The sequence below is a fragment of the Paenibacillus sp. ISL-20 genome (assembly GCF_018613005.1).
Taxonomy (GTDB): domain Bacteria; phylum Bacillota; class Bacilli; order Paenibacillales; family Paenibacillaceae; genus Paenibacillus_AQ.
This window is the reverse complement of sequence record NZ_JAGGRD010000035.1, coordinates 138,517-164,061: the sequence shown is the minus strand read 5'-3', so window position 1 is coordinate 164,061 and position 25,545 is coordinate 138,517. Positions and strand designations below refer to the sequence as shown.

Below are 25,545 nucleotides of genomic sequence, written 5' to 3'. Positions count from 1 at the left end.
AGATATTTGAATGCTGGAACCATACACACTCATTTTGATAAATCCAATGTCAAATGGTGTTCTACCCATACAGATACTGTGGGTGATTCATACTTTGTTAAAGAGACAATCACACACGAGAGAGGAGGCTACTCTTGAATAAAATCACGAACAACCGGCGCAGATCTTTGACGATTCGCACCAGTCCCCATCAGATCAAGCTTCGGAAATCAAACCATAAATTGAACAAGAAGAAACGTTTGGTTCACTCGGTACCTCTGGTATCCCTATCACAATCAACTCATCAACAATCCACTGACCCGTTTCAATCCACGTCTGCTCCTAAATCGTTTGCGCCTCCGGTATCGGAGGTTATCATCCCAACGAAAGCTCCCCTATACGATATTATTCGTTTTCCTGTCATTGACTGGCAGTTCCGATGGCAACGTCCACAGCAATTATCAGAACAATTCGCTCAACAGGGGCATCGTGTCTTCTATGTAACAACAGAGATCATTGGTTTACGCAAGGAAGAGGCTTCCCAAGAAGAGGTAAGCCGCTTCGTCACCATCAAGAACATCGATCGAAACGTATGGCTCGTTACTCTGTGCGCGAATCAGCCTCTAAATCTATATAAAGATAAGATGAATCATTGGGATATCCAATACCTGAAATGGTCTATTGAGCACGTACGAGCCAAATTTGGCATATCCCAATTGGTATCCATTGTTGATTTACCATTCTGGACACCACTTGTTATGGCAATGGAGCAACATCATATCGTTTATGATTGCATGGATCATCATGCGGGCTTCTCGACAAATGAGCCTGAAATGCTTCAGCAGGAGGAACGCCTGCTTCGGGAGGCCGGTCTTGTCGTAACGTCCTCTCAGCACTTGTATGATTGGGCAACAGAATATAACCCAACCACCGTTCTTATCCGCAACGCAGCAGATATTACTCACTTTTCGATGCCGCCCGAAGAACCTTTGACGGAGCTTGAGTCCATAGAGCAGCCGATAATCGGTTACTATGGAGCGATTTCCGACTGGTTCGATATACGTCTAATCGAAACAGTGGCTAGAAATCGACCGGAATGGACATTTGTTCTGATCGGACACACTTTTGGTTGTGATACCTCTCAGATCGAGAAGCTGGGCAACGTAATATTTTTAGGCGAAAAGCCCTATCATGAGCTTCCGAGCTATTTGCATCGATTCCAAGTTGCGTTAATTCCTTTCATGAAGAATATGCTTACAAAGGCTACAAATCCTGTTAAACTTTACGAATATCTAGCTGCAGGAAAACCTGTCGTATCTACCCACCTTCCAGAGGTTGAAGCCATTGCTTCCGAAATCGTCTCCATAGCACATACTCCGGAGGAATTCGAGCAGGCGATTCAAGAAGCGCTTCAGAACAACGGTACGGAGTTGATCAAACGCAGGCAAGATTTCGTCCGGCATAATAACTGGGTTCAAAGATACAAGGTTTTGAACGAATACATTATCCAGCATCTGTTTCCCAAGGTTAGCGTTATTATTGTTGTTCATAATAAATGGTCTTACACTGAGCAATGTCTTCGCAGTCTGTTTCATAAGGGGCATTATCCTAACCTGGAAGTTGTTATTGTTGATAATGCCTCAACGGATCAAACTTCTCTTCAACTTAAAACACTTAGCAACCCGTTAATTAAAGTTATATCGTCTCCTGATAATCTTGGTTTTGCCGCAGGCAACACACTTGGATGCCAGGAGTCAACAGGCCAGTATATGATTCTGCTAAACAACGATACAATCGTACCAGATGGCAGTTGGATTTCCAGATTGCTTCGGCCATTTCACGAAGACCCGCAAATCGGAATGACGGGTCCCATGTCCAATTATGTGGGTAATGATCAAGCGCTTGATCATTTCATAGGCGACACAGTATACGGAGCCGATGCTCATTGGTTACATGATTTTTATGAACTGTACCGTCAGAAAATCAGATATACCGATTTACTTGGATTTTTCTGTGTGGCTATAAAACGGAGTGTATGGGAACAAGTTGGGTCTCTTGATCCAGCCTATGGAATTGGCATGTTCGAGGATGATGATTACTGTGAGCGTGTCCGACAGGCAGGATACCGTCTAGCTATCGTTGAGGATGCTTTTGTATATCATTACGGCAGTGCCACCATTAAAGAATTGAGGCCGCAGGTATACGAATCCTTATGGAATGATAATAAGGCATACTATGAACAGAAATGGAACAAATCTTGGAGAACACCGAAAGGTCCGCACAGCATCTTTCATTTAGCGGATCAGCCAGAGGATATTGCGAGTCGAGTCCGAGAAACAGGAAAGCAGTTCGCATTGGTTCTGGGCGAAAAAATATGGGAGACAAATTCAAGACGATGGCAGAAAATCGTCAAGGGATTGACTGAGGATGAAAATCTGTATGTCATCGTATATACACATGTATATCACGGCAACCAAGTAATTGGCACGCGCAAAGCGGGGCCTCAACTGTATTTCACAAACCGAATCGATTTATTCTCACAAGTCACATTTGATCATGTGCTGTACTGCGGTTCAACCGACATTTTCCCACACCTGTATTCCGATCATTTTGTCGCAGATTCGCTTTGTTATCACGATCATCAGCTAATAGCGCTTTTATCCCACTTACCCGATATCGATGTTTTGAAGGACGCACAAGTGACTCAAATTGTCCGCAATATCATCTCGTTCACAAAAAATATATCGACTGTATAGTTAAATATAATTTGAAACCTATAACGAAAATTAAAAGCCCCCCATGAATTTCTGAAGCTGGCTCAGAAGCTAGTTCAGAAACATGGTTAGGGGCTTTTTAGTTTGAATGAGGCTCGAATCCAATAGCCTTCAAGTGACGCCGAACCACTTCAGGATGTTGACCTTGAAACGGCGCTGTGGCAATCTCGTATTCGGAATGCTGGTAACTCCAATCTGGCATACCTTCGTTTTCGAGTAAATTAACGTCTCTTCTTCGATTATCATTAAATTTGATCTTTCTTCCTAAGGCGTAATGGTAGTGGTATATAAACACATCACTTCGCCCTCTTGGAATACTCCATATACTCTGGCCCTCGGCCGCCTCTAGCGTACAATGATGTTTCTCGTTACGATAACGGATTCCTTTATTCGCCCTCCACATCCTCGTTATATCATTGGACCATCGCTCATCGCCTGGACTGTTAATTCGAATTGTCCACGGATCTCCCCAGAAATTGACGAACGGGAACTGGTATATATCCACCTCTTTATTGCCCATAAGTTGCGGCAGTACCTCCTTAAAACGATCATCCATTAGTTCATCGATATCCAAGTTCATGATCCAGTCTCCTTGAGCTTGATCAATCAGAAAATTACGTACTAAGGATTCATTCCAATCCTCGGTGTACGGCATCCCGATCTGTTGGAAACGGAATAGCCGGATCGAACAAAGATTCTGTAACCGTTCAATATGCTTCAAAGTGCCATCTGTGCTTCCTCCATCCACTATAATTATTTCATTAGCAAAACGACTAACGCTTTCAATATATAAAGGAACGAACGTTTCTTCATTCAATACTGGTACAATCACCGACAGTTTCATAGACAACCTCTCCTTCTCCATTTAGGCCTTTATTCTTAAGGAATCAGTTTGCGCATAGATTGAACATGTCCCCTTGCCTCTTTGTACTTTTTAAACAAGGCATAGTTGGTTTCATAATGGGGATTTCCTTCGGGTCCAACAAATGGGTGCCAGAAGTGCACCATTTCCCCGTCCAGTCGTACGTGAGTTCCGATAAGGGTGTCCAATGCGTATGCGAAGGCTTCATCCTCTCCCCCCCAGCCGATAAACCGTTCATCATATCCCCCGACTGCTTCAAACGCATTTCGTTGTAATACATTCAATCCTCCAAAATAATAAGCGCTGTTCTCATCTCGATTTCCCAGCTCCGTAGAGATCGGCCAACCAGGTGTTTGAGCCAGGACTAGCTGTGAAGCGTCCTCTGGCAGCCGTAAAATACGGCTGAATGGAATAACCCATTGATAGTCATTCACATAAGATATAGATTCCAGCACGAGATTTGGATCATATACAATATCGCAATCTGCGATAATGAACTTATTTCTGGTTGCTTGACAGGCTGCACAGTTAATGGCCTTTGACCTGCTGAATGGATTACCAGAGACTTTTCCGATACATATTTCTATACTCGGCATCGACCGTGTGTAGAAATCCAATACCCACCTGAATGCAGCATCCCTCGGCCCGTCATTATCCGACTGGTAGGGAATCAGAACGGAAACTTGGTCAAACATCGTCTCTTCCTCCTCACCGACATGTCTGCGCTATTTTTGAAACAAAACCGTGAGCCATCGGCTCATCGCATGCTCAATGCCCCAGCCTGATTCTATTTGTCTCCTGCATTGCCGTCCAATTTCTTGAAGCTCTACCAAGTGATTCAACCAATGTCTAATCGAGCGTATAAAATCATCAGGATCGTCACTATCCAGAATCAAAGCATAAGCATTCGGGTGAGCTGCGTTCTTTACATTACCAACATTCGTGGAAAGAACCGGTACCCCGCAAGCATACGCTTCCAGCGCCGTTGCTCCACTTCCTTCGTTGGCCCCCGTGATCAACAACAAATCCAGCTTATGATAAAAATTCGGCATATCCTCATAGGTATAGGACCTAGAGGTTTCTATAAAAGTGACCCGTTCCTCATTCTTGAAATGTTCTTTAATTCGCATGTACAATGTGTTGTAATTTTTAGAGATTTTCGAGGGATCTCCAGCCCATCCAATAATGAATGAAGTGTTGTTTAATCGAGCTGTAGGCGATGGTTGAAACAACTTGTCATCCACGAAATGACCTATATATTCAACAGATGCGTTCGGAGCTACGGCCTGCAAGGTTAAAGCCAGCCTCTGATTTATGGCGCCTATCTTACCAATTTTAGGAATAACCAATCTAAGAAAGTCAGGATCTGGAATAAGTTCATCCACCCATTCTCGAAAGATTTCATAATGCTGACTGAAATAATAGTAGGAAACGGCTACTGCTGAATCGATCCGTACATTCTTGAAGATACAATAAGCTGCAATGCCAAGACACATGGCAGATATGTGTTCATATTGGTGATTTAACGCCCCACTGCTCTTATGCGCCAGATACAGATCCAATTCACTCATAGACATTAGGTCCAGAGATGGATGGTACTGCTGTATAACTTTGGCATTTTTGCCGAGGATCCACCAGTCTACATCATAGATCAGCAAGTGCCTTCCCATAGTTTTGTCCCCCTTACTCACTCCTAACAGATTATATTCGATTTCTTCCCAACAAGTTTGCGAGATAACATAAAATGATGAAACCGTCTATCATTAACAATAAAAAGCTGCCTTTAGTGTAGAAAGCATCTACATCTAAAGGCAGCAATTAAAATTCATTTATATCTGACTGATAACTACAGTCTTTTATCCACGATATGCTTGTTCTCTTTCAGCTCTTTAATGTCCTTTCGCAGCATTCTCATTTCTTGGAGCATGGCATCCATTCTTATGATGATTTTCGATGAATTGATGGCGAAACGAATGACAATAATGGCAACAATGATACTTAACACAGTCATAAAAATCCCAACAAACTCCATGAATATGAACCTCCGTTATATATGCTGAAAGAAGCCCTTGAGCAAACCTTGCATCATCGCAAAGACCAGCTCGGAGTCCTGCAGCTCGTTCTCCTTAATCCGGTGCAGGCATTCCGTTACACTCATTCTTACTACGTCAATGCGCTCGTATCCCTCGAGCTGTTGATCCGCTTGATTTATCACCTCATCGGTATAATAAACATGGGCGATTTCATTGCATCTCCAGGACGCCGGATACAGCTTGCCCAGATAATGAAGTTTGCCGCATGTGCAGCCCGTTTCTTCCAGCATCTCTCGGCGTGCTGCCGATTCCAGGTCCTCCTCCTCGAATACGCCACCGCCGGGTAACTGAATGACGTAGTCATCCACGGCGGCGCGATATTGACGGATTAGCAGCAGTTGATCGCCATGCTTAGCCAGAACAACAACAGACACATGATCCTCTTTGGTATAATACACTTTACCTGACGCTTCCTCGTAAATCGAAATTCCGTTATGACGGATCAACAAATTGGTATTATCCATGTAGGCAGGAGCTCCTTAACAATATGATAGATTTTAGACCTCGAATTCATCTTTGAGGATGGAGAATAAATAGGAATCATGGTAAGCACCTTTAAACCATAGGTGCTGCCGAAGATGCCCTTCCTGCTTCATTCCGATATGGCGCATGACCGCAGCTGACCCGATATTTCCCGGCCTGCAGGTGGCGTAGATCCGATGAACTCCCAGCTCCTTAAAACCAAAACGGCACATGACGCTAGCAGCTTCCGTTGCATAGCCCTGTCGCCAATAGGCGGAATTCAAGCAGTACCCAAGCTCTGCATTCGTCTTGGATCGGTGAAGACCCACACCCCCGATTAAATGGCCACTATCTTTCAGCACGATCGCAAGTTCAAAGCTGTCTCGAGGGCTCTGCTCTTTCATTTGGCGGATTTCCGTTAAATATGCTAAGGTATCCTCTTCCCTGTTCGGTCCCCACATCGTATACTCGGTCACTAATGGGTCCGAGGCGTAGGCATGAATACTAGCAAAATCCTCCTCCTGAAAATCCCGAATCACCAGTCTTGTTGACTCTATCTGCAAATGTACTCACTCCTTGAAATAATTTCATAACAACACGGTCATTTTTTCCTGATTATACCATACCCTAAGTTTTGGAAGACAAAAAGAAGCCTGGGCATCTTATCGCCCAAGCTTCATACAGCATTCTTTTTTAGGATACACCGTCCAGTTTCTCTTCACTGCCGTGTGTACTAAATTTATGAAGATAACGGGAAAGCACGCCATGTCTCGGAGAGAACAGGAAGCTGATAATAAATACAATTCCGGTGGCAAACGCCATAGATCCTGAGATGGAGGTGTCCAGCCATAACGCGACATAGTAACCCATGATTGCAGAAATGACGCCGAATGCTCCGCTTAACACCAGCATGATGGAGAGTTTATCCGTCCATAGATAGGCCGCGGCGGCAGGTGTTATAAGCATAGCCACCACCATGATCGCTCCTACGGCATCAAACGATGCAACCGTTGTGATGGAGAGCAGCGACATAAATACATAGTGCATGAGTACGACAGGAATGCCAATACTGGCCGCCAAAGCCGGATCAAAGGACGTAATCTTCCATTCCTTGTAGAACGCCAGGATGACGATAAGTACGACCATGAGCACGGCTGCCAGCATAAAGGTAGCCTTTGGCACATCTCCTAACAGAGGAACGTGCATTAATTCCCAAGGCACAAACGTAATCTCGCCCATGAGGGCATGCTTGGTATCCAGATGCGCATTGCCAACCTGAGTTGCAATCAGGATAACGCCAATTGCAAACAAGGTTGTGAATACAACCCCGATAGATGCATCCTGCTGAACGCCCCGGGAATGAAACCATTGAACGAGGACCGCTGTCAGCAATCCGGCAATAATCGCACCGATCAGCATATGAGGTCCGCTTAGTTCTCTTGTGACGATAAACGCCGTTACGATCCCAAGCAGCACAGTATGACTGATAGCATCAGCCATCATCGCCATTCTGCGCAATATCAGGAACACGCCAATGATACCGCAAGACAATCCGACGAGAGAGGCCGTAAGCAATATCCATCCTGTGTAGGTCATTGATTGCCCCCCCTTTCGGACAGCCGGGGACTTAAAACAGGTTGGTTATTGGAGTCCATATGTTCTTTTTTCTGAGAGCGGAGCTGCAGTGCCTGGATCAGCAACCCCTTCTCAGCACCGAAGATCAGGGAAACCGTGAACAACACGGAAGAGGCTACAACGATAAACGGCCCTGTTGGCCATCCTTTCCCCATTGTGCTGACCAGGGTACCGACAAACCCGGAGCCGCCTCCAAATATAGCTGACAAAATAACCATCATTTTGAAGGATTGAGTCCAATATCTTGCGCTGACGGAAGGTATGATTAGCATGGCTGCCATCAGAATGACGCCGACAGCCTGAATGCCAATGACGATGACGAGAACGAGCACCCCCATATAGAGGGTATTCATCACACGGCTATTCAACCCTAATCCCCGGGCAAAATCGGGATCAAACAGAAACAGCTTCCATTCCTTAAAGCCAATCGAGACAACCAGAATAACTAAAGCAGCCAGGATGAGCATCGTAAAAACATCCTTACGAACCATGGAAGCAGCCTGGCCGAAAATAAAGTTATCCAGTCCGCTCTGATTCCCGCCCGCTGTACGGTTCACAATCGTAAGCAGCATAATGCCCAATCCGAAAAATACGGATAGAATCATGCCCATGGCCGTATCTTCCTTAATACGGCTGGAGGTACGTATCCACTGGATCATCCAGGCCCCGATTAATGCGCTGGCAGCAGCCCCGAGTATCATCACCAGCAGATTCTTGCTTCCCGTCAATGCAAAAGCAACCACCACACCGGGAAGAGCCGCATGAGACAGCGCGTCACTCATCAAGCTTTGCCGCTTCCAATAGGCGAGACAGCCAATCATGCCAGCTGCCATGCCCAGGATTAACGTGCTCAACAGCACCCACTGCGTGTTTGGAGACAATAATGAATTTAGCATGCGTTACGCCTCCTTCATCCAGCGAAGCGAACCGCCGTAGGCGCGGTATACATGTTCCTTCGTGAATACGTCTTCCGTCTTCCCATGCGCAATGACCGTACGGTTCAGGAGCAGCACATGGTCGAAATAATCCTCAACCGTCTGGAGATCATGGTGGACCACCATTACGGTTTTACCGGCCATTTTCAGATCCTTCAGCGTGGTCATAATGGCCCGCTCGGTTGCCGCATCAACTCCGGCTAGCGGCTCATCCATGAAATAGAGGTCGGCATCCTGGACAAGCGCCCTAGCGAGGAATACGCGCTGTTGCTGTCCACCGGAGAGCTGGCTGATCTGCCGGTCGGCAAAGTCCGCCATGCCCATTTGATCCAGCGATGCCATCGCTTTTTCCTTATGGCTCTTATTCGGTCGCTTCAGCCAGCCCACCCGGCCGTATAAACCCATCATGACAACATCCAGTGCATCGGTCGGGAAATCCCAGTCCACGGATCCGCGCTGCGGCACATAACCGACACGAGTCTTGGTTTTGCTTAAGCTTGATCCAAAAAATGAGACACTACCGGACAGCTTGGGGTGAAGCTCCAGCATGACCTTTAACAGCGTTGATTTACCGGCGCCGTTTGGCCCGACAATGCTTGTTAAAGAGCCTTGTTCCACTTTAAAGGAGACATGGTGAAGCACTTTATTTTTACGATAGGATGCATTGAGGTCTTGAACTTGAAGTACAGACATTTTATTCACCACTTTCTGTTAATGCATGATAGATTGTTTCAACGTTATGACGATACATTCCGATATAAGTCCCTTCCGTTGTTCCCGCTTCGCCCATGGCATCGGAGAAGAGCTCTCCTCCGAGCTTTAAATCCAACCCTTTCTTGGCAGCACCTTCAATGACGGCATTAATCGAAGCCGGATTGACACTGCTCTCGACGAATACGGCAGGCACCTTGTGCTGCAGCAGAATATCGATCGTTCCGTTAATATCCGAGAGGCCGATTTCATCCTCCGTACTGAGCCCCTGCAGTCCAACTACCTCCAACCCATGCAAGCGGCCGAAATATCCAAAGGCATCATGAGCGGTTACCATGACCCGCTGCTTTTCCGGAATCTGACTCAACTTATCCTTGGCCTCGGCTTTCAATTCATCCAACTGGGCAAAATACTTCTGCTTGTTCTCTTCAAAATAATCGGCGTCATCCGGGGACAGCGACTTCAGCTTCTCTACCGCGGAATCGAGCGACGCTTTCCACAGATCGATGTCAAACCACACATGGGGATCGATGGCCTGCGTATCATCCTGCAGCAATTGATCCTTCGGGATGGCATCCGCAATCGCCAGTACAGGTTTGTTCTTACCGATCTGCTCGAATATTTCCGTCATGTTGCCTTCGAGATGAAGCCCGCTATAGAAAATAACATCACCACTATCCAATTTCTTGATATCGCCTTGGGTCGCATTATATAAATGCGGATCGACGCCAGGTCCCATCAAGCTTAGTACCTCGACCCGATCTCCTCCGATAACGGAGATGGGTTCCGCAATCTGTCCAATGGTTGTAACCACGCGAATTTTCTTATCCCCCTGTTCACCCGCTGCTCCGTCCTGCTTCACTTCTCCCGAAGCGCACGCGGATAACACCAGCAGCAAACTCAGAATGGCGGCCGCCCCTATAAATATCCTGCTTCTACTAGTCCTCTTGTTCTTCATCTTCTTCTCCTCCACTCCACATTAATAATGAGTTTGCTTAATCCTTAGACGATCTTGGACATCTCAAGCCTCGTCCTGCCATGAACCAATTATTTTGCTCTAATGCAACTTTAATTCCTATGTACAAAAAATAATCCATCTTCAGGTTTTTGTCAATGCAATTTTATGAATTCGTACATCTCATTCTGTTGGGCACCTCCATTTCCTCTTGATTTTATTGATAATATACGTACATCCAAAGCTTGTTTTTCATTAAGGCAACATATTTAGCTATATATAAAATATTTTTTTGGTTTGATTTTGTGTTATCTTAAAAACACAAAAAGACGACTTCTCCATTAGAGAAATCGTCTCTTTTTTCTATATCTGGGTATCGTTATATTCCAGCTCTCACTAAAACTCTACACCACGCACTTTTGAATAAACCTTCAAATGTGAAAATCCGCCACAATCCCTCAGCATCACATTTCTCAGCGTACCTTCTAATGTAAACCCGCAGCTTTCCGCAACCTTAATGACCAGATCGCTGCGCTCCATAAACTACAGACGAGCCGTTCGCACGTAAGCTTCAGATTCAGACACAGCGGGAATGCTTCTTGCAAACGGAAGCCAGGGTTTAAGCCCCTCTACACTTTCAAGTATGGCTTCATTGATATGCTCTCCGCCACCCCACTCCGGTGCACGGATAATAAGCCGTTCCGTCTCAAATCTGTCTGGAAAGGACAATAAGATCGGATTTGTTATGGTGTGTTCATGCCGTCTATCTCCTGTCCATCTACTTGTTATCCAAAAAATCGGATATGCGAAAATTTGGTTTTGATTCGATCGAGTTTCTTCTTAGCTGAGCTGCGATGATCAGGCAATAACTTCACATTTGCCAAAGCGCCAATCGTCTCTACAACCTGGTCGATCGATAAGCGATCTGTGTCGATATGATGCTGGAACAATTCATTCGAGAACCCGCTGATACACCGGTCAATTTGTTGTGCGGCCCATGAATTCGAACCTTCCCCTCTGCTTCGCAGTCGTCTAAGGAGTACTTCCTTGGACGCACACAATGTAAAATGCTGGACGACCACGCCATCACGTCTCAAATTACCAACGATTTCATCGAAATATTCCGCGTTCGTTATCGTCATCGGAGTTATGATCAATTGATCCGATTCCTGGTCCAAATACTTAAACATGGAGTAATTAAACTCCCTCCACATCGGATAATGCTGGAAGTCATCGCGTTTGGCATCCCTCGGCACATTATCGCGAATGAAGTAACCTGCATTCTCCGGATCGTACACGTATGAGTTCGGGATTCTTCGCTGAAGCTCATGCGCAGCCTGGGTCTTACCCGAACCGAATGCGCCGTTAACCCATATAATCATAGATGAATCCCCCTTCTTAACAGGGCAATCTTTTATAAATCCCTTTAATGATACCGTCCTCATATCCGAGGGATTGATAGAATTTATGACTATCAGCCATCTTACTCCCAGTAACGACTAATCCTTCCTAAGGAAATCTGGCATACGAGTCAATGTCTTTCCGTGATCGCGGACAAAACCGTATTGTTCGTACAGACCATGGGCATCCCGCGTAGACAATATACCGAATAAATTTCGGTAATCCTCGTGGGTGGTAATCGTTTCGATTAATTTCTTCCCCACGCCAAGTCCACGATAAGCCTCATCCACAAACACATCACACAACCAATAGACGGTTGCGCCATCCGTCACCACGCGAGCAAAGCCGATCTGTCGGTTGTCGTAATATGCTCCAAAGCATGTAGAGCCTTCTAGCGATTTCTTGATTTTATCGTCAGAACGTTCGTTAGCCCAATAGCTTTGCCGCAAAAAATGTACAATGGCGTCCAAATCCAACAGCGAAGGTTCGCTGCTAATAAGGACCTGCTTCATGTCGATTCCTCTCATTACACCACCTAGTCCCTCTTCCCGGAGCCAAATGCAATCACATAGCCGTCCGGATCTTGAATTGCAAAATCCTTCCACACACCCCAGGCTGCTTCCATTAATACAGGCTCCTGTACCACTTCGGCACCTCTGGAGGTCAGTTCCTCATACAATTCATCCAATTCGTGGTGAGTATCCACGTATGCGTATGTATCCCATGGTGTCTCTTGATCCTTGCCTGCTGGATTCGGTGTGACATCTGTACTCGATTTCGCCTGGATCAGCTTGAATCCGAGCGAAAAATCATCCCTGACCGCCCAAACGTCATTCACTTCGCAGCCCAGCACTTCTTCATAGAACTGTTTGGAACGGGTAAGATCGGACACCAATCGAACTTGGACTGCGAATTGAATCTTGCTCATAAGATCATCTCCGACTATTTTTTATTCCATATTACAACCGTCCAGTTCGCATAACAAGAACTTTTCGTAGGCTTATATTTAAGGCTGTTCTTTTCCGTAATATTCTCGCAAAATAGGTGCGACTTTGTTCACGACATACCCGCTGCCACCCCGGCCTTCAACATGCTCTACCATCATCGCGAGCAGGAGCTTGGACTCCGTCGTGTCAAACGCAACGAACCAGCCGTTCTCCTGTCCTTTTTCGGCTTTACTGATTTTCAGTTCGGCAGTTCCCGTCTTGCCTGCAAGTTCAATACCTGAAATATCGACACCATGTCCGCTACCTTTGGGATCTTGAACCACATCAACGAGCATACTCTTGATGATCTCGGCAGTGTGCTTATCCAGCACCTCTTCCGTTTCCTTAGGCCTCTTCTCTTGCTCTGATGAATCCAGCACAGGCTGAATCAGCTCCCCGCCATTTATAAAGGGGGTATAAGCCAATGCCAAATGTAAAGGACTCATCAGCACTTCCCCTTGACCATATCCGGAATCCGCGAGTTGAATTTCGCTTTTTATCCCCTCATTGGCCAAGCTTGCTTCCGGGAATGGGAATTGAAGCGGCAGTCCCTCTTCGAAGCCGAACTTTACAGCTTCCTTCAAAAAAGCATCCGCACCGATCTCCAATGCTTCCTGCGCCAGATAGATGTTATCTGAATACACAAGAGCATCTCTCAGATTCAGGACAGGAACTTCCTTCACGCGAGTCACGTAATAATTCCCCCAGCTCGGATCTTTGGACCAACGCAAGCCGTGGATCTCCCTGGTTTTTCCAGGGGTAGTGATCCCAAGCTTCAGACCAACCGCAGCCGTGATCGGTTTAAATACCGAGCCCGGAGCATACAGCTTAGTAAAACGATTCAATAGCGGCTTATCCGGATTGTGATTCCATTCATCCCACTGCTCTGTCGATAATCCAACGATGAAAGCATTGGGATCATAGGACGGGCTGTTAACCAATGCCAAAATTTCTCCGGTCTTGGGGTTGATGGCCGCTGCGGTACCTGCATCCTCACGAAATGAAGCATATATGGATTGTTGAAGTTCTGCATCAATGGTTAAACGGATATCTTGACCATTTACCGCTTTCTTCTCGGCTACGATTTCTTTGACCTGACCCGAGGAATCCACGATCGATATCCGCTTACCGTCCCGGCCGCGCAAAATCTCATTATATACTTGCTCGGATCCTGATTTACCGATAAGTTCATTCGGCCCATAATGCGCCTCAGGCGCATTGGTCAAATCCTCCTTTGTCACTTGTCGGATATAGCCTGTTAGATGTGCTGCCGCCGCACCGTAAGGGTAGACTCGAGCACGCTCATTCTTCTTCACAACGCCTGCCAAATCACTATAATCCATTCTGCCCTGCCGCGCATTCAGGTTCAAGATGGGTACGAACAGATCGTCTTTCACCCATGCCGCATCCAGCTTTCGCTTTATAATCTCGGTCGATATTCCCAACCGTTCAGCCAACATAGCCAAGGTCTGTTCTCCATCGTCACCGAGCTTACCCGGAATAATACCGATGACCTCAATCTTGCCATTAATGGCCAGACCGTGACCATTACGATCCAAGATCTCGCCCCTGCTGGATGGTAACGTCTGCACATTCACTTTATCCAAGGCATCCATGGCCGGCAAAATCAAGGAAGGATGCCATACCATTCGCCAAGACAGGCTCTTAGCATTGGTTTGATTGTCCTCTTTTAAAAGCTCAAACGTACCTTTAGCCTGCACTCGACCTGCCGATGTTTCCAATTGGAGTTGGTAGGGATAGAACACTCGCTCATCCGTTGTTTCGCTTGCTTCCTTAGCCGTAAAGTCAGCCTTTATGGTGAGGTCTTCTGCTCCAATCCCTTCATAGATGGTCTGTAATCGCGTTGCAAATTCTTCCTTTGTCATCTCCTGTCTGGACTCCTGTGACAGCAGATCATACATCGATTCATAGCTGCCTTCTTCCCACCATTCAACATACTGTTTCGCAATCTCTTCTGGATCCGGTTCCTTGTTGCGGTCACAGCCCGTATGTATTAGCACTAAACTCAGGCACAAGAAGACCCATATCCATTTAAAATACATCGCTTCCACTCCTCAGATCCCATAATTAATCGTCATTACATCGTTCGCCTAACGATAAAAATGATCATGATCAGGACACATTCCATCCCAATCAACATGAACAATTTGGCATGCTGTTTCCAATGAAACGTTATCCCGGTTTCTATGAGCGCAACAGCAAGTAAGCTCCACAGAGAGACCTCCATAATCGGAATAAGGAGGATAACCCAGATGATGGCAGCGTTGCTCACCATCAATAATAAACATAAAATGATGGCAATGATCGGAGGGAGCAATTTCACCCTTGTCGATTTCTTCGCGCGATATGCCCACAGTTGAAACAATCCCATCCCCATAAGCGTAAATACATATTCATTACGTAAAAAAGAGTCCATCCTGATCCCTGCCTTCTCAATTAAAAACAATCTCTAACCAAAGCATGCTGTATTCTAGAGTATACTTATAGCGTATTGTTGTGAGAATGCATGTTATCCGGCTCTGTACCCGTACAGATCGATTGGAGGAATTACGAGATATGAAATACACCGACATTATAAAGTCAATTGAATGTCAAATACAGGGTGGACTATTGAAACCCGGCAGCAAGCTGCCATCCATCCGTGCTTTGACAGCATCCTATTCATGCAGCAAAAACACAGCCATACGGGCCTATGCAGAATTGGAAAAGAGACATATCATCTATGCTGTTCCCAAGAGTGGTTACTATATCGTTGAGGGCAGAGTAAACATAAACTGGTCGAATTCCATGGATCAAGTGATCGATTTCCGATCTGCGGGACCTGACAAAGCGATCATGCCCTACCGAGACTTTCAGCATTGCATGAACCAAGCGATTGAAATATATAAAGAAGAGTTGTTCACCTATTCCCAGATTGCGGGTTTGCAATCGCTCCGTGTTGAGTTAGCCCGGCATTTACTCGACTTGCAGGTTTTCACGGTTCCTGAGCGGATCTATGTGGTGTCCGGTTCGCAGCAAGCGCTCCATCTGCTCGTCTCCCTCCCTTTTCCTAACGGAAAGAACCATATCTGCGTGGAGCAGCCCACGCATTTTAGCATGATGGACTCCCTCAAGATCCATCAAGCCGTGACATACGGGATTGAGGTTACGAAGGACGGAATTGACCTTGGGCGGCTGGAGGACATTTTTAAAACTCGGGATATTAAGTTTTTCTATACGGTCTCCAGGTTCCATAACCCTACAGGCTACAGCTATTCCAATGAGGAGAAGAAGCGGATTGTTGAGCTGGCGCAGAAGTATGATGTCTATATCATTGAGGATGACTATATGGGAGATTTGGATCCGGATTCTAAACATGATCCGATGTTTGCCTACGATCCGTCCGGTAGGGTGATCTACACGAAGAGCTTTTCCAAAGTCATGCTCCCCGGACTAAGGCTAGGCCTGGCCGTGATCCCCGAAGAGATGAGTAAAATATTCCAGCGAGCGAAGCACGCTGCGGACATCCATAGTCCCGTGCTCATGCAAGGCGCACTCGAAATCTATCTGAAGAACGGGATGTTCCGTGCACATATTCAGAAGATGAGGCAAACCTATAGTAACAAAGGGGCTTTGCTCCAGCAGGCTTACCAAACTCATCTGCCGCCCTTCTTATCCTTTACGGGTTCGCCATCCGGATTTTATTCCACGATCCAGCTGCCGGGGCCATTAAAAGCATATCAGTTGGTTAACCATCTGGAGAATGAGAACGTTTATGTTCAGGATGCCAGCAGCATGTTCTTGCCTGAGTTTAAGAACGAATCCATGATACGACTGAGCGTATCTCAGGTGAAGGAGGAACTAATCGAAATCGGTGTTCAGAAAATTGTGGAAGGAGCCGCAGAGTTGTTGAAAAGGCGCAGCGAGGTGAGGTTCATCTAGTCGGACCAAGCCGCAAGCGACTGGACCGACAGATGAAATAGGTTTAAGCGATGGGAGTTCCATTCGGCAGATCGACATCCGGCTTCAGGAGCACGACGTCTCCCTGCTCCGGTACCCCGCCGAGGACGAGCACTTCGGATTGATAGCCCGCTATGCGTCTAGGCGGAAAATTGACGATAGCCACAACTTGATTACCTACGATGGTGTCCGCATCATATCGATTCGTAATCTGGGCACTTGTGCGTTTGATCCCGAGCGGGCCGAAATCAATTTTCATTTTGATGGCCGGAACGCGTGCTTCCGGGAAAGGCTCTGCTTCCACGATCGTCCCGATCCGAATATCCAGTTTGGTGAAATCATCGATGGTTGCCATGACTAAATCTCCTTACAGCTAGGTTATGAGGCGAATGATGCTTCACAACACGAATTTTATGTACCATCTTACCACCTGTGTTTCTGAGTATTCAAGTGACAGATTGGTTTAGTTTGTTCTATGCCTCAAGAGACACCCATGAACCGAATTAAGGAGTAGCATTCGACGTCTTCTATACTCGCTCATTCTCCATAAGCTTCATCCAATTCTGATGCTGCTTGCATACCTTAGCCCATATCAGGTCCCGTTCGATTATGGAATAGTTGACGAGCGGCTCATTAAATATGTCCGCCAGGATCTCGAACCATTCCGACTTCGATGAAATCTCTACCGTATCCAGGGCGTTACCGCTCCACTTTCTCCATATGCAGCCTTTGAGTTCATTCATGCCCAGCTCGTGCCGTTGCCTGACAATGAACAGATCCATCCATGGAGATTCCGGTGATTGACTATAAAATGCATGGTTTGATTTAAACATATCCAGGCTGTTCACAACATCAGGGGCATAATCTACGCCTACATATGAATAATGGGGAGCATCGATCACCCGCTTTCAGCGTGATTTGGTCATAAACATTTTATTCGGCTTGGCCTTGGACTCTTTCATGGACATTTGGCCATGTGCCTCCGTGATTTTTTCAGCCTTCTTCATCTTCTCATCCGCTGCCCGGATCAAACAATGTTTCTCTTTTACGTACCTCTCGTGTATATCTTGCTGCTGGATTCGCTGTAGCTCCTTCTGTTTAACGTAATCTGTATAATTGCCTGTATATTCGGTTATACGGCCATCTTCTATTTCCCATATTTTCGTTACGAGCTGGTCCAGAACATAACGGTCATGGCTAACCGGCACGAGCGCGCCGTAATAATACGTAAGTTCCTCGATGAAAAACTTCGTCCCAGCTGCATCCAGATGCGTCGTCGGCTCGTCAATGAATAAGCTAGGAAACGCAATCTGAATAGCCACATCTTTAACCGTCCTCCTTGGATTCGAAAGTTACATTTGTTATAGAGTCCTCTTCTGACATTGTCAAAGTTAAAAATGAACATGCAGGATGAAATAAATCACATCCCCGCTGCTTAAATCTTCCTGAATATGTTATCATTACTATCGAAGATGCCTTAGGGAGTCACTGTTCGCGCAGGTCTTATTAGGGTAAGTCATTAGGAAGTATAACCATTCACCAAATTTCATTAACTCAGTACAAGGGAGAGAAACACTTATGACAAAAAATGAAGCTCAGCGCCCGTCCCGCGTGGTGATCATCGGTACAGGAGCTGTAGGAGCAACGACTGCGTACACCTTATTCTTGCGTGAGAGAGTATCTGAACTGGTATTAATCGATGCGAACCATGACAAAGCTCTTGGCGAAGCCTTGGATATGAATCACGGCCTCCCCTTTGCCGGAGGCGTGAAGCTTTGGGCTGGAGATTACAGCGATTGCAAGGATGCAGACATCATTGTCATTGCCGCAGGCTCCAACCAAAGACCTGGCGAGACCCGAATTGATTTATTGAAGCGCAATACGGCGATATTTGACGACATTATCCAAAATATCGTGAAATACAATGATCATGGCATCATTCTTGTGGCTACGAATCCGGTTGATATTCTGTCTTATGTCACGTTGAAGAAGAGTGGCTTCCCGGTCAATCGCGTAATCGGTTCCGGTACCTTGCTAGATAGCGCCCGTTTCCGGTATTTGATCGGACAAAACAAAGGCATTAATCCGCGCAGCATTCACGCCCATATTGTCGGGGAACACGGCGATTCCGAGCTGCCGCTCTGGAGCATTGCCAACATCGCGGGGATCGGAATCGATCTGACAGACGGTGAGAAAGAGGATATTTTCGACCGCACCAAGAATGCGGCTTATGAAATCATTAACGCCAAGGGCTCCACTTCCTATGCGATCGCCTTGGCGCTCGATCGGATCATCGTCTCCATTTTGCAAAACGAAGGTTCCGTTCTCAATGTATCCACGCTGCTCACGGACTACCACGGTGTGTCCGATGTATACTTAGGCGTACCATGTGTGGTTGATCGTACAGGGGTTCGGGAAATTCTGAATCTTGAGTTAAATGACGAGGAACTAAACCAGTTCCAGGCATCCGCTAACAAACTGAAAGAGCAAATCTCCAACATTTTCGAATAAAACAAGGCAAGGCTTTCCGAATGAGTAATCCGGGAAGCCTTTTTCTTTTAGTTAAAGCGTCGATAACACCACGATGAAGCGAGCATATCAGTTGGCGGCATAAATAGAAAATGCGCTGTAAAGGAGCAGCAACCCCATCGATATATTAAACGGGCGCTCATATCGGGATAACAGATGCTGGAACAGCGAACCGAACAACGCCCAGGTCATGTTGGCACAAATGCCGACGATCGTGAGCAAGAACGAGTATGATAACAACTGCGCATGGGAAGTAGAGATTGGCATTACGAAGGTCGATATGGCCGTAATCCCGTATAAAATAACCTTTGGATTCATGAACTGAAAGATGAATCCGAAGTAAAAGGTATTGAATCCACGCGCCTTATCGTCTGCACGTTGCGGCTTGCTCTTCATGATTTTAATGGCAAGATAGATCAGGTACAGGCATCCGATGATGTTCATAACAAACCTAATCTTCGGGATGAATGGATATAATACCAGATTGAAATAGCTGGACAACAACATAATCACCAAGCATCCAGCCGCTACCCCTCCGATAAAGCGCATCGTTCTTTTAAATCCGTGGCTCCGTGCATTCGTCATCGAAATGATGTTGTTGGGGCCAGGCGTAAATGATGCGACAATCGCATAAGTCAACAGCGGAACGATGAACACGCGCTCCCTCCTTTCACATATGTTATAGTAGTTGTAATTGTGCGTTATAGCGTCTGTGCGTTATAATTATACATTATGTATGTCATAACGCACAATCTATAAAAAAGGCGGTGTATGATGTTGAAGCCCATTCATTTAATATTGGCGAATAATATGAAGCTGCTAAGGGAGCAGAGGAAGCTAAGCCTCGATAAAGTCGCGGAATTGACTGGAATCAGCAAAACGATGCTGGGCCAGATCGAACGTGGAGAATCGAGTCCCTCCATAACAACCGTATGGAAAATCGCGAATGGGTTAAAGCTTTCTTTTACGTCTTTGATTAATGAGCCTCATTCCGAAACGGTCGTGGTATCTCAAGAAGAGATACAAGCGCTGGTAGAGGATAACGGAAAAGTTCGGATTTATCCTTATTTCCCATTTGAGGACGGGCGGCGCTTTGAAATGTATTCGTTAGAAATGGACTATGGTGGTTATTTAAGTTCAGAGTCGCATATCGAGGGGACGGAGGAGTTTATTACCGTATTCGAAGGGGAGATCACCATTCGTATCGATCATGAGGAATATACAGTAAATCAAGGGGAATCCATTCGGTTTAAGGCTGATAAACCTCATGTTTACCATAACTCCGGCGCCTCCATGAACCGGCTAAGTATGGTGATCCACTATTCCAAATAACCAGGATATATGAAAAAGCAGCAGCCCCCTCCAAAAGAGAGAGCTGCTGCTTCGTATCATGCACCACGTTCAACGACGCAGTGAATTTGTACTGACCACCCCGTAACGGGACAACAACTTGCGACCGAGCAGACCCACGGCACGGTCCGTTATAAACCCCATCAAACCCAGACAAATCAATCCGACAAAAATCCAATCCGTACGGAAGAACAAACGTGAATTCCAGATCAGATACCCCACGCCTTCATTGGACGCGATCATCTCTGCCCCGATAATCGCCATGAACGAGGTACCCATGGCAAGCCGGATGCCGGTGAACATAAAAGGGACCGTCGCAGGGATGATGACATGTTGCACAATCTGCCATTCGGATGCCCCCATGCTGCGGGCGGAGCGAATCTTATCCTCTTTCACGGCTAAGACGCCCGTCAACGTATTTAATACTACAATGAAGAAGGTTGCATACAGAATAAGCATAACTTTCGATGTTTCCCCGATGCCAAACCAGACCAGAAACAAGGTGATGAAGGCAATCGGCGGGATGAACCTGATGAAATTTAGGAAAGGCTCGGCGAAAGCGCGGATCGGCCCGACCTTTCCGATGATGAGTCCGATCGGAATCGCAATCAGACTACCGAGGGTCCAGCCGAGAAGCACCCGGTACGAACTGATCCCGATATACTGTATCAGGGTGCCATCCGTCAACAATTCGTATCCGCCCTTGGCGGTATAGATAGGACCCGGCAGAATTTCAGGCCCATACGCAAGGGAAAGCAACTGCCAGACGCCAAGGGCAGCGATCCAAAGCAGGAAATGAAGCGACCATTTCTTAAGTTTCTTGCTCATGGGTTTTCCTTCCTCTCTACTCGTCAAAATGCGATTGAATTTGGTTATACAGCGCATGGAAAGCCGGATCTGATAAATCTCTCGGGTAAGCCAGAGGCACCTCGTAGATATCCGTTATTTTCGAGGAGGGTCCCGCTGACATGATGCCGATACGTCCTCCTAATAGGAGGGCTTCCTGAATGTCGTGCGTCACGAAAATGACGGTTTTGTCGGTGTCCTCCCATATGCGTACCAACTCCCTCTGCATGGTCCGCCTTGTCATCGCATCCAAAGCGCCGAACGGTTCATCCATGAGCAGAATCGCCGGATCATTGGACAATACCCTTGCCAGCTGTACCCGCTGTTTCATACCGCCTGACAGTTCGCGTGGATATTTGCTCTCATGCCCCGCAAGACCTACTAGCGAAATAAACTGGTTGGATATGTCCTTTCGCTTCGCAGCGGGTATGCGTTTCATGCGAAGTCCAAATTCCACATTTTCTCTTACGGTCAGCCATGGGAACAGGGAGGAATCCGCTTGCTGGAATACCACGGCGCGATCCTGGCCCGGGCGCTCTACCTCCTTCTCGCCCACTCTCACCTGGCCCGACGTCTTGGATACAAAACCGGCAATCAGATTTAGCAGCGTCGACTTACCGCAACCGCTCGGACCCAGAAGAACAAAGAACTCGCCGCCTTTTATCACCAGATTGACGTCCTGGATAATATAGTGTAAGTCACCTGCCGAGGGTTGCTGTATGTAGCTTTTGTTCAACTGTTCAATATGGATTTCATTCTGCCTTGACGCTGCTCTCATCGTCTTCATCTCCTCAATTTAATTCAATGACTCGATCCGGGAATGCTTCTCTCACCAATTCCAGGTTCAATTTCTCGTTGAGTTCGAAATCCTTCTCAATGATGCCGTTTTCCACCATATATTCCTTCTGTCCCTGCAATCCTTCGTAGGCTTTCTCCGTAAAACCAATATTCCATGGATTCTTCGGCAGATCCTTTAGGGTCGCTTCTCTCGGCTGCTTGACTTCTTCATACATCAGGTCCGCCGTTTCCTCCGGATGCGCCTGGGCATAATCTGACGCTTCATCCAGCGCTTTCAGAAGCGCTACAAATCCTTTCTTGTTGCTGTTGATCAATTCATTCGAAGCGATTAATCCCGTTCCAAGCCTTACCGGTGTCTTGGACATATCCGACAATTCTTTGGCTTCGGTAAGGACGCCGAACTTCTCATTCAGCACTGCCCCATATACCCAGGCAGCGTCGATGTCGCCTTTTTTGAGCGCCACATATGCCTCGTCGAAACCTCCCTGTCCGATCAGCTCCACATCCGTCAACGCAACTCCGTTATCAGCCAAATAAACATCCCATAGATAGGGGATGAACGTGCCTCTTGAGAAACTTAACCTTTTACCTTTGAGATCGGCAGCATTCTCAATCTCTTTACGAACGAACAGCTTCCATTCGCTCGCGCTTAAATCCGTTGCAGTTCCGGATGAAGCGAAGATGGAGTAATCGCCTTTGCTGACAGCGTTCAGGAGCGGAAAGTCCGCTCCGAATGCAACGTCTACCTGTTTGATGAATAAGGAGTTCACGCCTTCAGCTGGCGTAGCAAAGTTAACCAATTCGGTATCAATTCCGTGTTTGTCGAAGAAACCCTTGTCTTTAGCCACACGAAACACGGTATTGGTGGAAATATCCGCGATTTTCAGTTTGAGCTGACTCCCCTGCTGCTCGCCCGAACCATTGCCACACCCGCTTAGCATACTAATAGTGAGAATCACCGACAGAAACCAAAACCTCCATAGCTTCAGAGATGGGTTTCTACTCATCGCGATCCCTCTCTTTGTGCACAACTTCATCCGTTCTAGCTATGCAAAGCGCACCCTCACCATATGAGATTGTACCTTCGATTTCCACGCTCGTAATGGCACCTCTCGGCGCGGCTCCCGGCAGGCGGTAATCGGCAACATCAAGCGGAGCAATCTCTGTCTCAACGGGCAATTCAAGCTGTGGTACCCATTCATAAGGAACCCGGTATGCACGATAGACCATGTTGGAGTTGCGTGCGTTTTTATATGGCGAAATATATTCCCACACCAGCTCGAATTCTCGTGTCACTTCGAATATTCGCCCGTCCGCCCCTTCAGTGATCAAGGTATTGCCGTTCGGAAGCCGCTGAGCCGAGCTAATATATGGGCTGTAAAAACGGTAAGAGTCAAGCGGAGCCTGGAATCCGGCTTCCGTCGGCGTATATTGCCATTCAATCTCTAAAGAAACGGGGTTGATCTCCAAAATGCGGGAATGGTCACGCCGAGCTATTTTCAAACCATCCCCCGCTTCCGGATTCGGCTTTCCGTAACCGCCCCAGCCACCGTTATCAAAGATCAGGATGTTGCCTTCGCCCGGCAGGCCCTTTGGAATGAGATGCACATGATGCTGGCCGATAATCCAGCCGATATGCTTCGTTTCCTCCGTGGAATAATCCGGCCCAAGCTTCCAGACGATGTCCCCGTTTTTTTTATCAATGATGGCAATAATATTCGTTTCCCTAGCATCCCAGATAATATTATCGGGGTGGAAGCGCTCGTCCCCTACATCATAAAATCGGTTTGGCCCGAGCACCGATGCCGAATTAATATGCATCCAGTCCCCCGCATGAGCTCCAAAGCCGCGAGTATTCGGATCACGGGATAATGCGAGCTTCGCATCCTCATCAAATCCGAGTTCATCAAAGTGATCGCTGACGGCCCACTCCCATACTACATTCCCTTCCCAATCCACTTCGATAATCGCGTCGTCCAACAGCTCGATATCGGATATCTCGGGACGTTTCACATTTTTGTGGGCCAGAATGAGTGTATTGCCCGAATCCACTTTCGGATCTTGCCCTGGAACATAATAACCGACGGGATTGCCTTCCCGCTGATAGTCATGATGCTGGCGTGCCATCCACTGCGGCGAATGCCCCGGATCCTCTATGTATTCATAACGGTCAAATTTCCAGACGATATTACCGTCCCAGTCGACCTGCACCAGATTGGTCTCATCCTGAAACCCGTATTTCGGATCGCGCTCTGACGTGCTGCCAAGCACGTAACCACCCGGAAACAGCTTGTTGGGAAAACCTCGAAGTCCTTTCCACAAATGAACCTCTTTCCCATTCATGTCGATGAGGAGAGCCCCTGTATCCGCTGCTTGATAAATCGTGTAACCGCTCCAAGCCTTCTTTGGGTTATATACCGTTGTACCTGTTGGATAAATCGTCGGATGTCCCATCGTCACAAACTTCCTTTCAAATTTGAATTTAGTAAGAAATAAATGCATTCGAACGTTTCAAGGAGCCGCGATGACCTTGAACATTTCCTTCGTTGGGTTCGGTGGATAATGCGCACTGTCGCTGCACGGAATCCGAGAAACCTTCAAGATGTTCATTGAGCCGTTTAAAATAATGAATCTGTTCCCTGAGCTCCTCGTGCGAGAATGCGCCGAAGATCAGCTCAATCATGTACCCGCCAACATTTTCGTTACGCTGCAGCATCTGTCTTCCTGCTTCTGTAATGTCTAAGGCAATCGCTCTCCGGTCTGTCTTGCTTCGCCTTCTGATCGCGAATCCGGAAGTCTCCAGCTTGTCGCATATCGCCGTTACCGCTCCAGATGTGAAATCGAGCTGTTCCGCCAGCTCGCCAAGCCTTTGCTCACCGTCCCGGAATATCGTGTTGAGGATCAACAAGCCTGGTAGTGAGATGCCTTCTACCGAGATTTTGTCACGCTCTTTGACAAATCTGCGTACCACTTTACGAAAATGCCAATCAGCCTCCTCCAATAAATCCCAATCCTGCTCTTCCATGTCGCTCCTCTCTCGGGTCATATACCTTCGTATGCAGTCCTTATCTCCCGCAGCTAACTCTTGAAATACAGAAAGACCCCCATCTACCCCTTTTGTCGTACTAACGACAAAACGAGTAAACAGGAGCCTTTGGTGGACCAATCGGCTGACCGTATCGTTCAATGCTAAGATAATGAATGATCATTTAATGATCATTTAAGGGAAATGCCTGTGGCTAGATTAAACCAATTAATACCACCTGTCA

General features: G+C 46.8%; 28 protein-coding genes and 1 pseudogene. 4 read left to right on the top strand and 25 right to left on the bottom strand.

Features of this window, described 5'->3' with window-relative positions:
• The first annotated feature begins 134 nt into the window (after nt 1-134).
• Nucleotides 135-2,735, top strand: a complete 2,601-nt coding sequence (locus tag J7E85_RS20590; RefSeq protein WP_215160972.1) for a glycosyltransferase — start codon at nt 135-137, stop codon at nt 2,733-2,735.
• 97 nt (nt 2,736-2,832) lie between these two features.
• Here J7E85_RS20590 and J7E85_RS20585 read toward each other — a convergent pair whose 3' ends face one another.
• From J7E85_RS20585 to J7E85_RS20510, 16 genes are all read right to left on the bottom strand, one after another.
• A complete protein-coding gene (locus tag J7E85_RS20585; RefSeq protein WP_215160970.1) occupies nt 2,833-3,597 on the bottom strand; it encodes a glycosyltransferase in 765 nt (254 codons plus the stop codon).
• 35 nt (nt 3,598-3,632) lie between these two features.
• Nucleotides 3,633-4,310, bottom strand: coding sequence for a galactosyltransferase-related protein (locus J7E85_RS20580; protein WP_215160969.1), 678 nt, complete (start codon nt 4,308-4,310; stop codon nt 3,633-3,635).
• Nucleotides 4,311-4,340: 30 nt separating this feature from the next.
• Nucleotides 4,341-5,285 (bottom strand): glycosyltransferase family 4 protein, encoded by a 945-nt coding sequence (locus J7E85_RS20575; RefSeq protein ID WP_215160967.1) that lies wholly within the window; start codon nt 5,283-5,285, stop codon nt 4,341-4,343.
• 176 nt (nt 5,286-5,461) lie between these two features.
• The gene (locus J7E85_RS20570) at nt 5,462-5,647 is read right to left on the bottom strand and encodes a hypothetical protein (RefSeq protein WP_215160965.1); all 186 of its coding nucleotides are present in this window, start codon (nt 5,645-5,647) and stop codon (nt 5,462-5,464) included.
• A gap of 15 nt (nt 5,648-5,662) precedes the next feature.
• The gene (locus J7E85_RS20565) at nt 5,663-6,172 is read right to left on the bottom strand and encodes an NUDIX hydrolase (RefSeq protein ID WP_215160963.1); all 510 of its coding nucleotides are present in this window, start codon (nt 6,170-6,172) and stop codon (nt 5,663-5,665) included.
• Between the two features lie 33 nt (nt 6,173-6,205).
• Nucleotides 6,206-6,733: a GNAT family N-acetyltransferase gene (locus tag J7E85_RS20560; RefSeq protein WP_215160961.1), complete on the bottom strand. Its 528-nt coding sequence runs from the start codon at nt 6,731-6,733 to the stop codon at nt 6,206-6,208.
• 130 nt (nt 6,734-6,863) lie between these two features.
• On the bottom strand, nt 6,864-7,766 hold the full coding sequence (locus tag J7E85_RS20555) for a metal ABC transporter permease (RefSeq protein WP_215160959.1): 903 nt from the start codon (nt 7,764-7,766) through the stop codon (nt 6,864-6,866).
• Nucleotides 7,763-8,701 (bottom strand): metal ABC transporter permease, encoded by a 939-nt coding sequence (locus tag J7E85_RS20550; RefSeq protein WP_215160957.1) that lies wholly within the window; start codon nt 8,699-8,701, stop codon nt 7,763-7,765. The genes J7E85_RS20555 and J7E85_RS20550 overlap by 4 nt, the downstream gene beginning before the upstream one ends.
• Nucleotides 8,702-8,704: 3 nt before the next feature.
• Entirely contained in the window at nt 8,705-9,433 is a 729-nt protein-coding gene (locus tag J7E85_RS20545; protein WP_215160955.1) for a metal ABC transporter ATP-binding protein, read from the bottom strand.
• A gap of 1 nt (nt 9,434) precedes the next feature.
• Nucleotides 9,435-10,409 (bottom strand): metal ABC transporter solute-binding protein, Zn/Mn family, encoded by a 975-nt coding sequence (locus J7E85_RS20540; RefSeq protein ID WP_215160953.1) that lies wholly within the window; start codon nt 10,407-10,409, stop codon nt 9,435-9,437.
• 540 nt (nt 10,410-10,949) lie between these two features.
• Entirely contained in the window at nt 10,950-11,135 is a 186-nt protein-coding gene (locus J7E85_RS35165) for a hypothetical protein (protein WP_483311332.1), read from the bottom strand.
• A gap of 56 nt (nt 11,136-11,191) precedes the next feature.
• Entirely contained in the window at nt 11,192-11,788 is a 597-nt protein-coding gene (locus J7E85_RS20530) for an AAA family ATPase (RefSeq protein ID WP_215160951.1), read from the bottom strand.
• Nucleotides 11,789-11,905: 117 nt separating this feature from the next.
• Nucleotides 11,906-12,334, bottom strand: coding sequence for a GNAT family N-acetyltransferase (locus tag J7E85_RS20525; RefSeq protein WP_215160944.1), 429 nt, complete (start codon nt 12,332-12,334; stop codon nt 11,906-11,908).
• Between the two features lie 8 nt (nt 12,335-12,342).
• The gene (locus tag J7E85_RS20520; protein ID WP_215160942.1) at nt 12,343-12,735 is read right to left on the bottom strand and encodes a VOC family protein; all 393 of its coding nucleotides are present in this window, start codon (nt 12,733-12,735) and stop codon (nt 12,343-12,345) included.
• Nucleotides 12,736-12,813: 78 nt separating this feature from the next.
• Entirely contained in the window at nt 12,814-14,856 is a 2,043-nt protein-coding gene (locus tag J7E85_RS20515; RefSeq protein WP_215160940.1) for a penicillin-binding transpeptidase domain-containing protein, read from the bottom strand.
• Between the two features lie 35 nt (nt 14,857-14,891).
• Nucleotides 14,892-15,230 carry a hypothetical protein gene (locus J7E85_RS20510; protein ID WP_215160939.1) on the bottom strand — a complete coding sequence of 113 codons (339 nt, stop codon included), beginning with the start codon at nt 15,228-15,230 and terminating at the stop codon, nt 14,892-14,894.
• Between the two features lie 140 nt (nt 15,231-15,370).
• On the opposite strand from J7E85_RS20510, the gene J7E85_RS20505 reads away from it, so the two are divergent.
• Nucleotides 15,371-16,735 carry an aminotransferase-like domain-containing protein gene (locus J7E85_RS20505; protein ID WP_215160937.1) on the top strand — a complete coding sequence of 455 codons (1,365 nt, stop codon included), beginning with the start codon at nt 15,371-15,373 and terminating at the stop codon, nt 16,733-16,735.
• Between the two features lie 43 nt (nt 16,736-16,778).
• On the opposite strand, the gene csaA is transcribed toward J7E85_RS20505, so the two are convergent.
• From csaA to J7E85_RS20490, 3 genes and pseudogenes are all read right to left on the bottom strand, one after another.
• A complete protein-coding gene (gene csaA, locus J7E85_RS20500; protein WP_215160935.1) occupies nt 16,779-17,108 on the bottom strand; it encodes a chaperone CsaA in 330 nt (109 codons plus the stop codon).
• Between the two features lie 172 nt (nt 17,109-17,280).
• On the bottom strand, nt 17,281-17,535 hold the full coding sequence (locus J7E85_RS20495; protein ID WP_251035888.1) for a hypothetical protein: 255 nt from the start codon (nt 17,533-17,535) through the stop codon (nt 17,281-17,283).
• Between the two features lie 129 nt (nt 17,536-17,664).
• Nucleotides 17,665-18,048: pseudogene (locus tag J7E85_RS20490) on the bottom strand (ABC-F type ribosomal protection protein); the annotation flags it as partial.
• Nucleotides 18,049-18,331: 283 nt separating this feature from the next.
• Between J7E85_RS20490 and J7E85_RS20485 the strand changes: the two are divergent.
• Nucleotides 18,332-19,264: an L-lactate dehydrogenase gene (locus J7E85_RS20485; protein ID WP_215160919.1), complete on the top strand. Its 933-nt coding sequence runs from the start codon at nt 18,332-18,334 to the stop codon at nt 19,262-19,264.
• 87 nt (nt 19,265-19,351) lie between these two features.
• On the opposite strand, the gene J7E85_RS20480 is transcribed toward J7E85_RS20485, so the two are convergent.
• Nucleotides 19,352-19,939: a LysE family transporter gene (locus J7E85_RS20480; protein ID WP_215160913.1), complete on the bottom strand. Its 588-nt coding sequence runs from the start codon at nt 19,937-19,939 to the stop codon at nt 19,352-19,354.
• 120 nt (nt 19,940-20,059) lie between these two features.
• Between J7E85_RS20480 and J7E85_RS20475 the strand changes: the two genes are divergently transcribed.
• The gene (locus tag J7E85_RS20475; protein ID WP_215161101.1) at nt 20,060-20,614 is read left to right on the top strand and encodes a helix-turn-helix domain-containing protein; all 555 of its coding nucleotides are present in this window, start codon (nt 20,060-20,062) and stop codon (nt 20,612-20,614) included.
• A 69-nt stretch (nt 20,615-20,683) separates the two neighbouring features.
• Here the strand turns inward: J7E85_RS20475 and J7E85_RS20470 are convergent, their stop codons facing one another.
• Genes J7E85_RS20470 through J7E85_RS20450 form a run of 5 tightly spaced genes read right to left on the bottom strand, consistent with a single transcriptional unit; the run spans nt 20,684 to nt 25,301 of the window.
• Nucleotides 20,684-21,460, bottom strand: a complete 777-nt coding sequence (locus tag J7E85_RS20470; RefSeq protein ID WP_215160911.1) for an ABC transporter permease — start codon at nt 21,458-21,460, stop codon at nt 20,684-20,686.
• A gap of 16 nt (nt 21,461-21,476) precedes the next feature.
• On the bottom strand, nt 21,477-22,256 hold the full coding sequence (locus J7E85_RS20465) for an ABC transporter ATP-binding protein (protein ID WP_215160909.1): 780 nt from the start codon (nt 22,254-22,256) through the stop codon (nt 21,477-21,479).
• Nucleotides 22,257-22,269: 13 nt separating this feature from the next.
• Complete coding sequence (locus J7E85_RS20460; RefSeq protein WP_215160907.1) at nt 22,270-23,283, bottom strand: ABC transporter substrate-binding protein; 1,014 nt, start codon at nt 23,281-23,283, stop codon at nt 22,270-22,272.
• Entirely contained in the window at nt 23,276-24,730 is a 1,455-nt protein-coding gene (locus J7E85_RS20455) for an aryl-sulfate sulfotransferase (protein ID WP_215160905.1), read from the bottom strand. Before J7E85_RS20455 ends, J7E85_RS20460 begins: the two co-directional genes overlap by 8 nt.
• A gap of 28 nt (nt 24,731-24,758) precedes the next feature.
• Nucleotides 24,759-25,301: a MarR family winged helix-turn-helix transcriptional regulator gene (locus J7E85_RS20450; RefSeq protein ID WP_215161099.1), complete on the bottom strand. Its 543-nt coding sequence runs from the start codon at nt 25,299-25,301 to the stop codon at nt 24,759-24,761.
• Between the last annotated feature and the right edge of the window lie 244 nt (nt 25,302-25,545).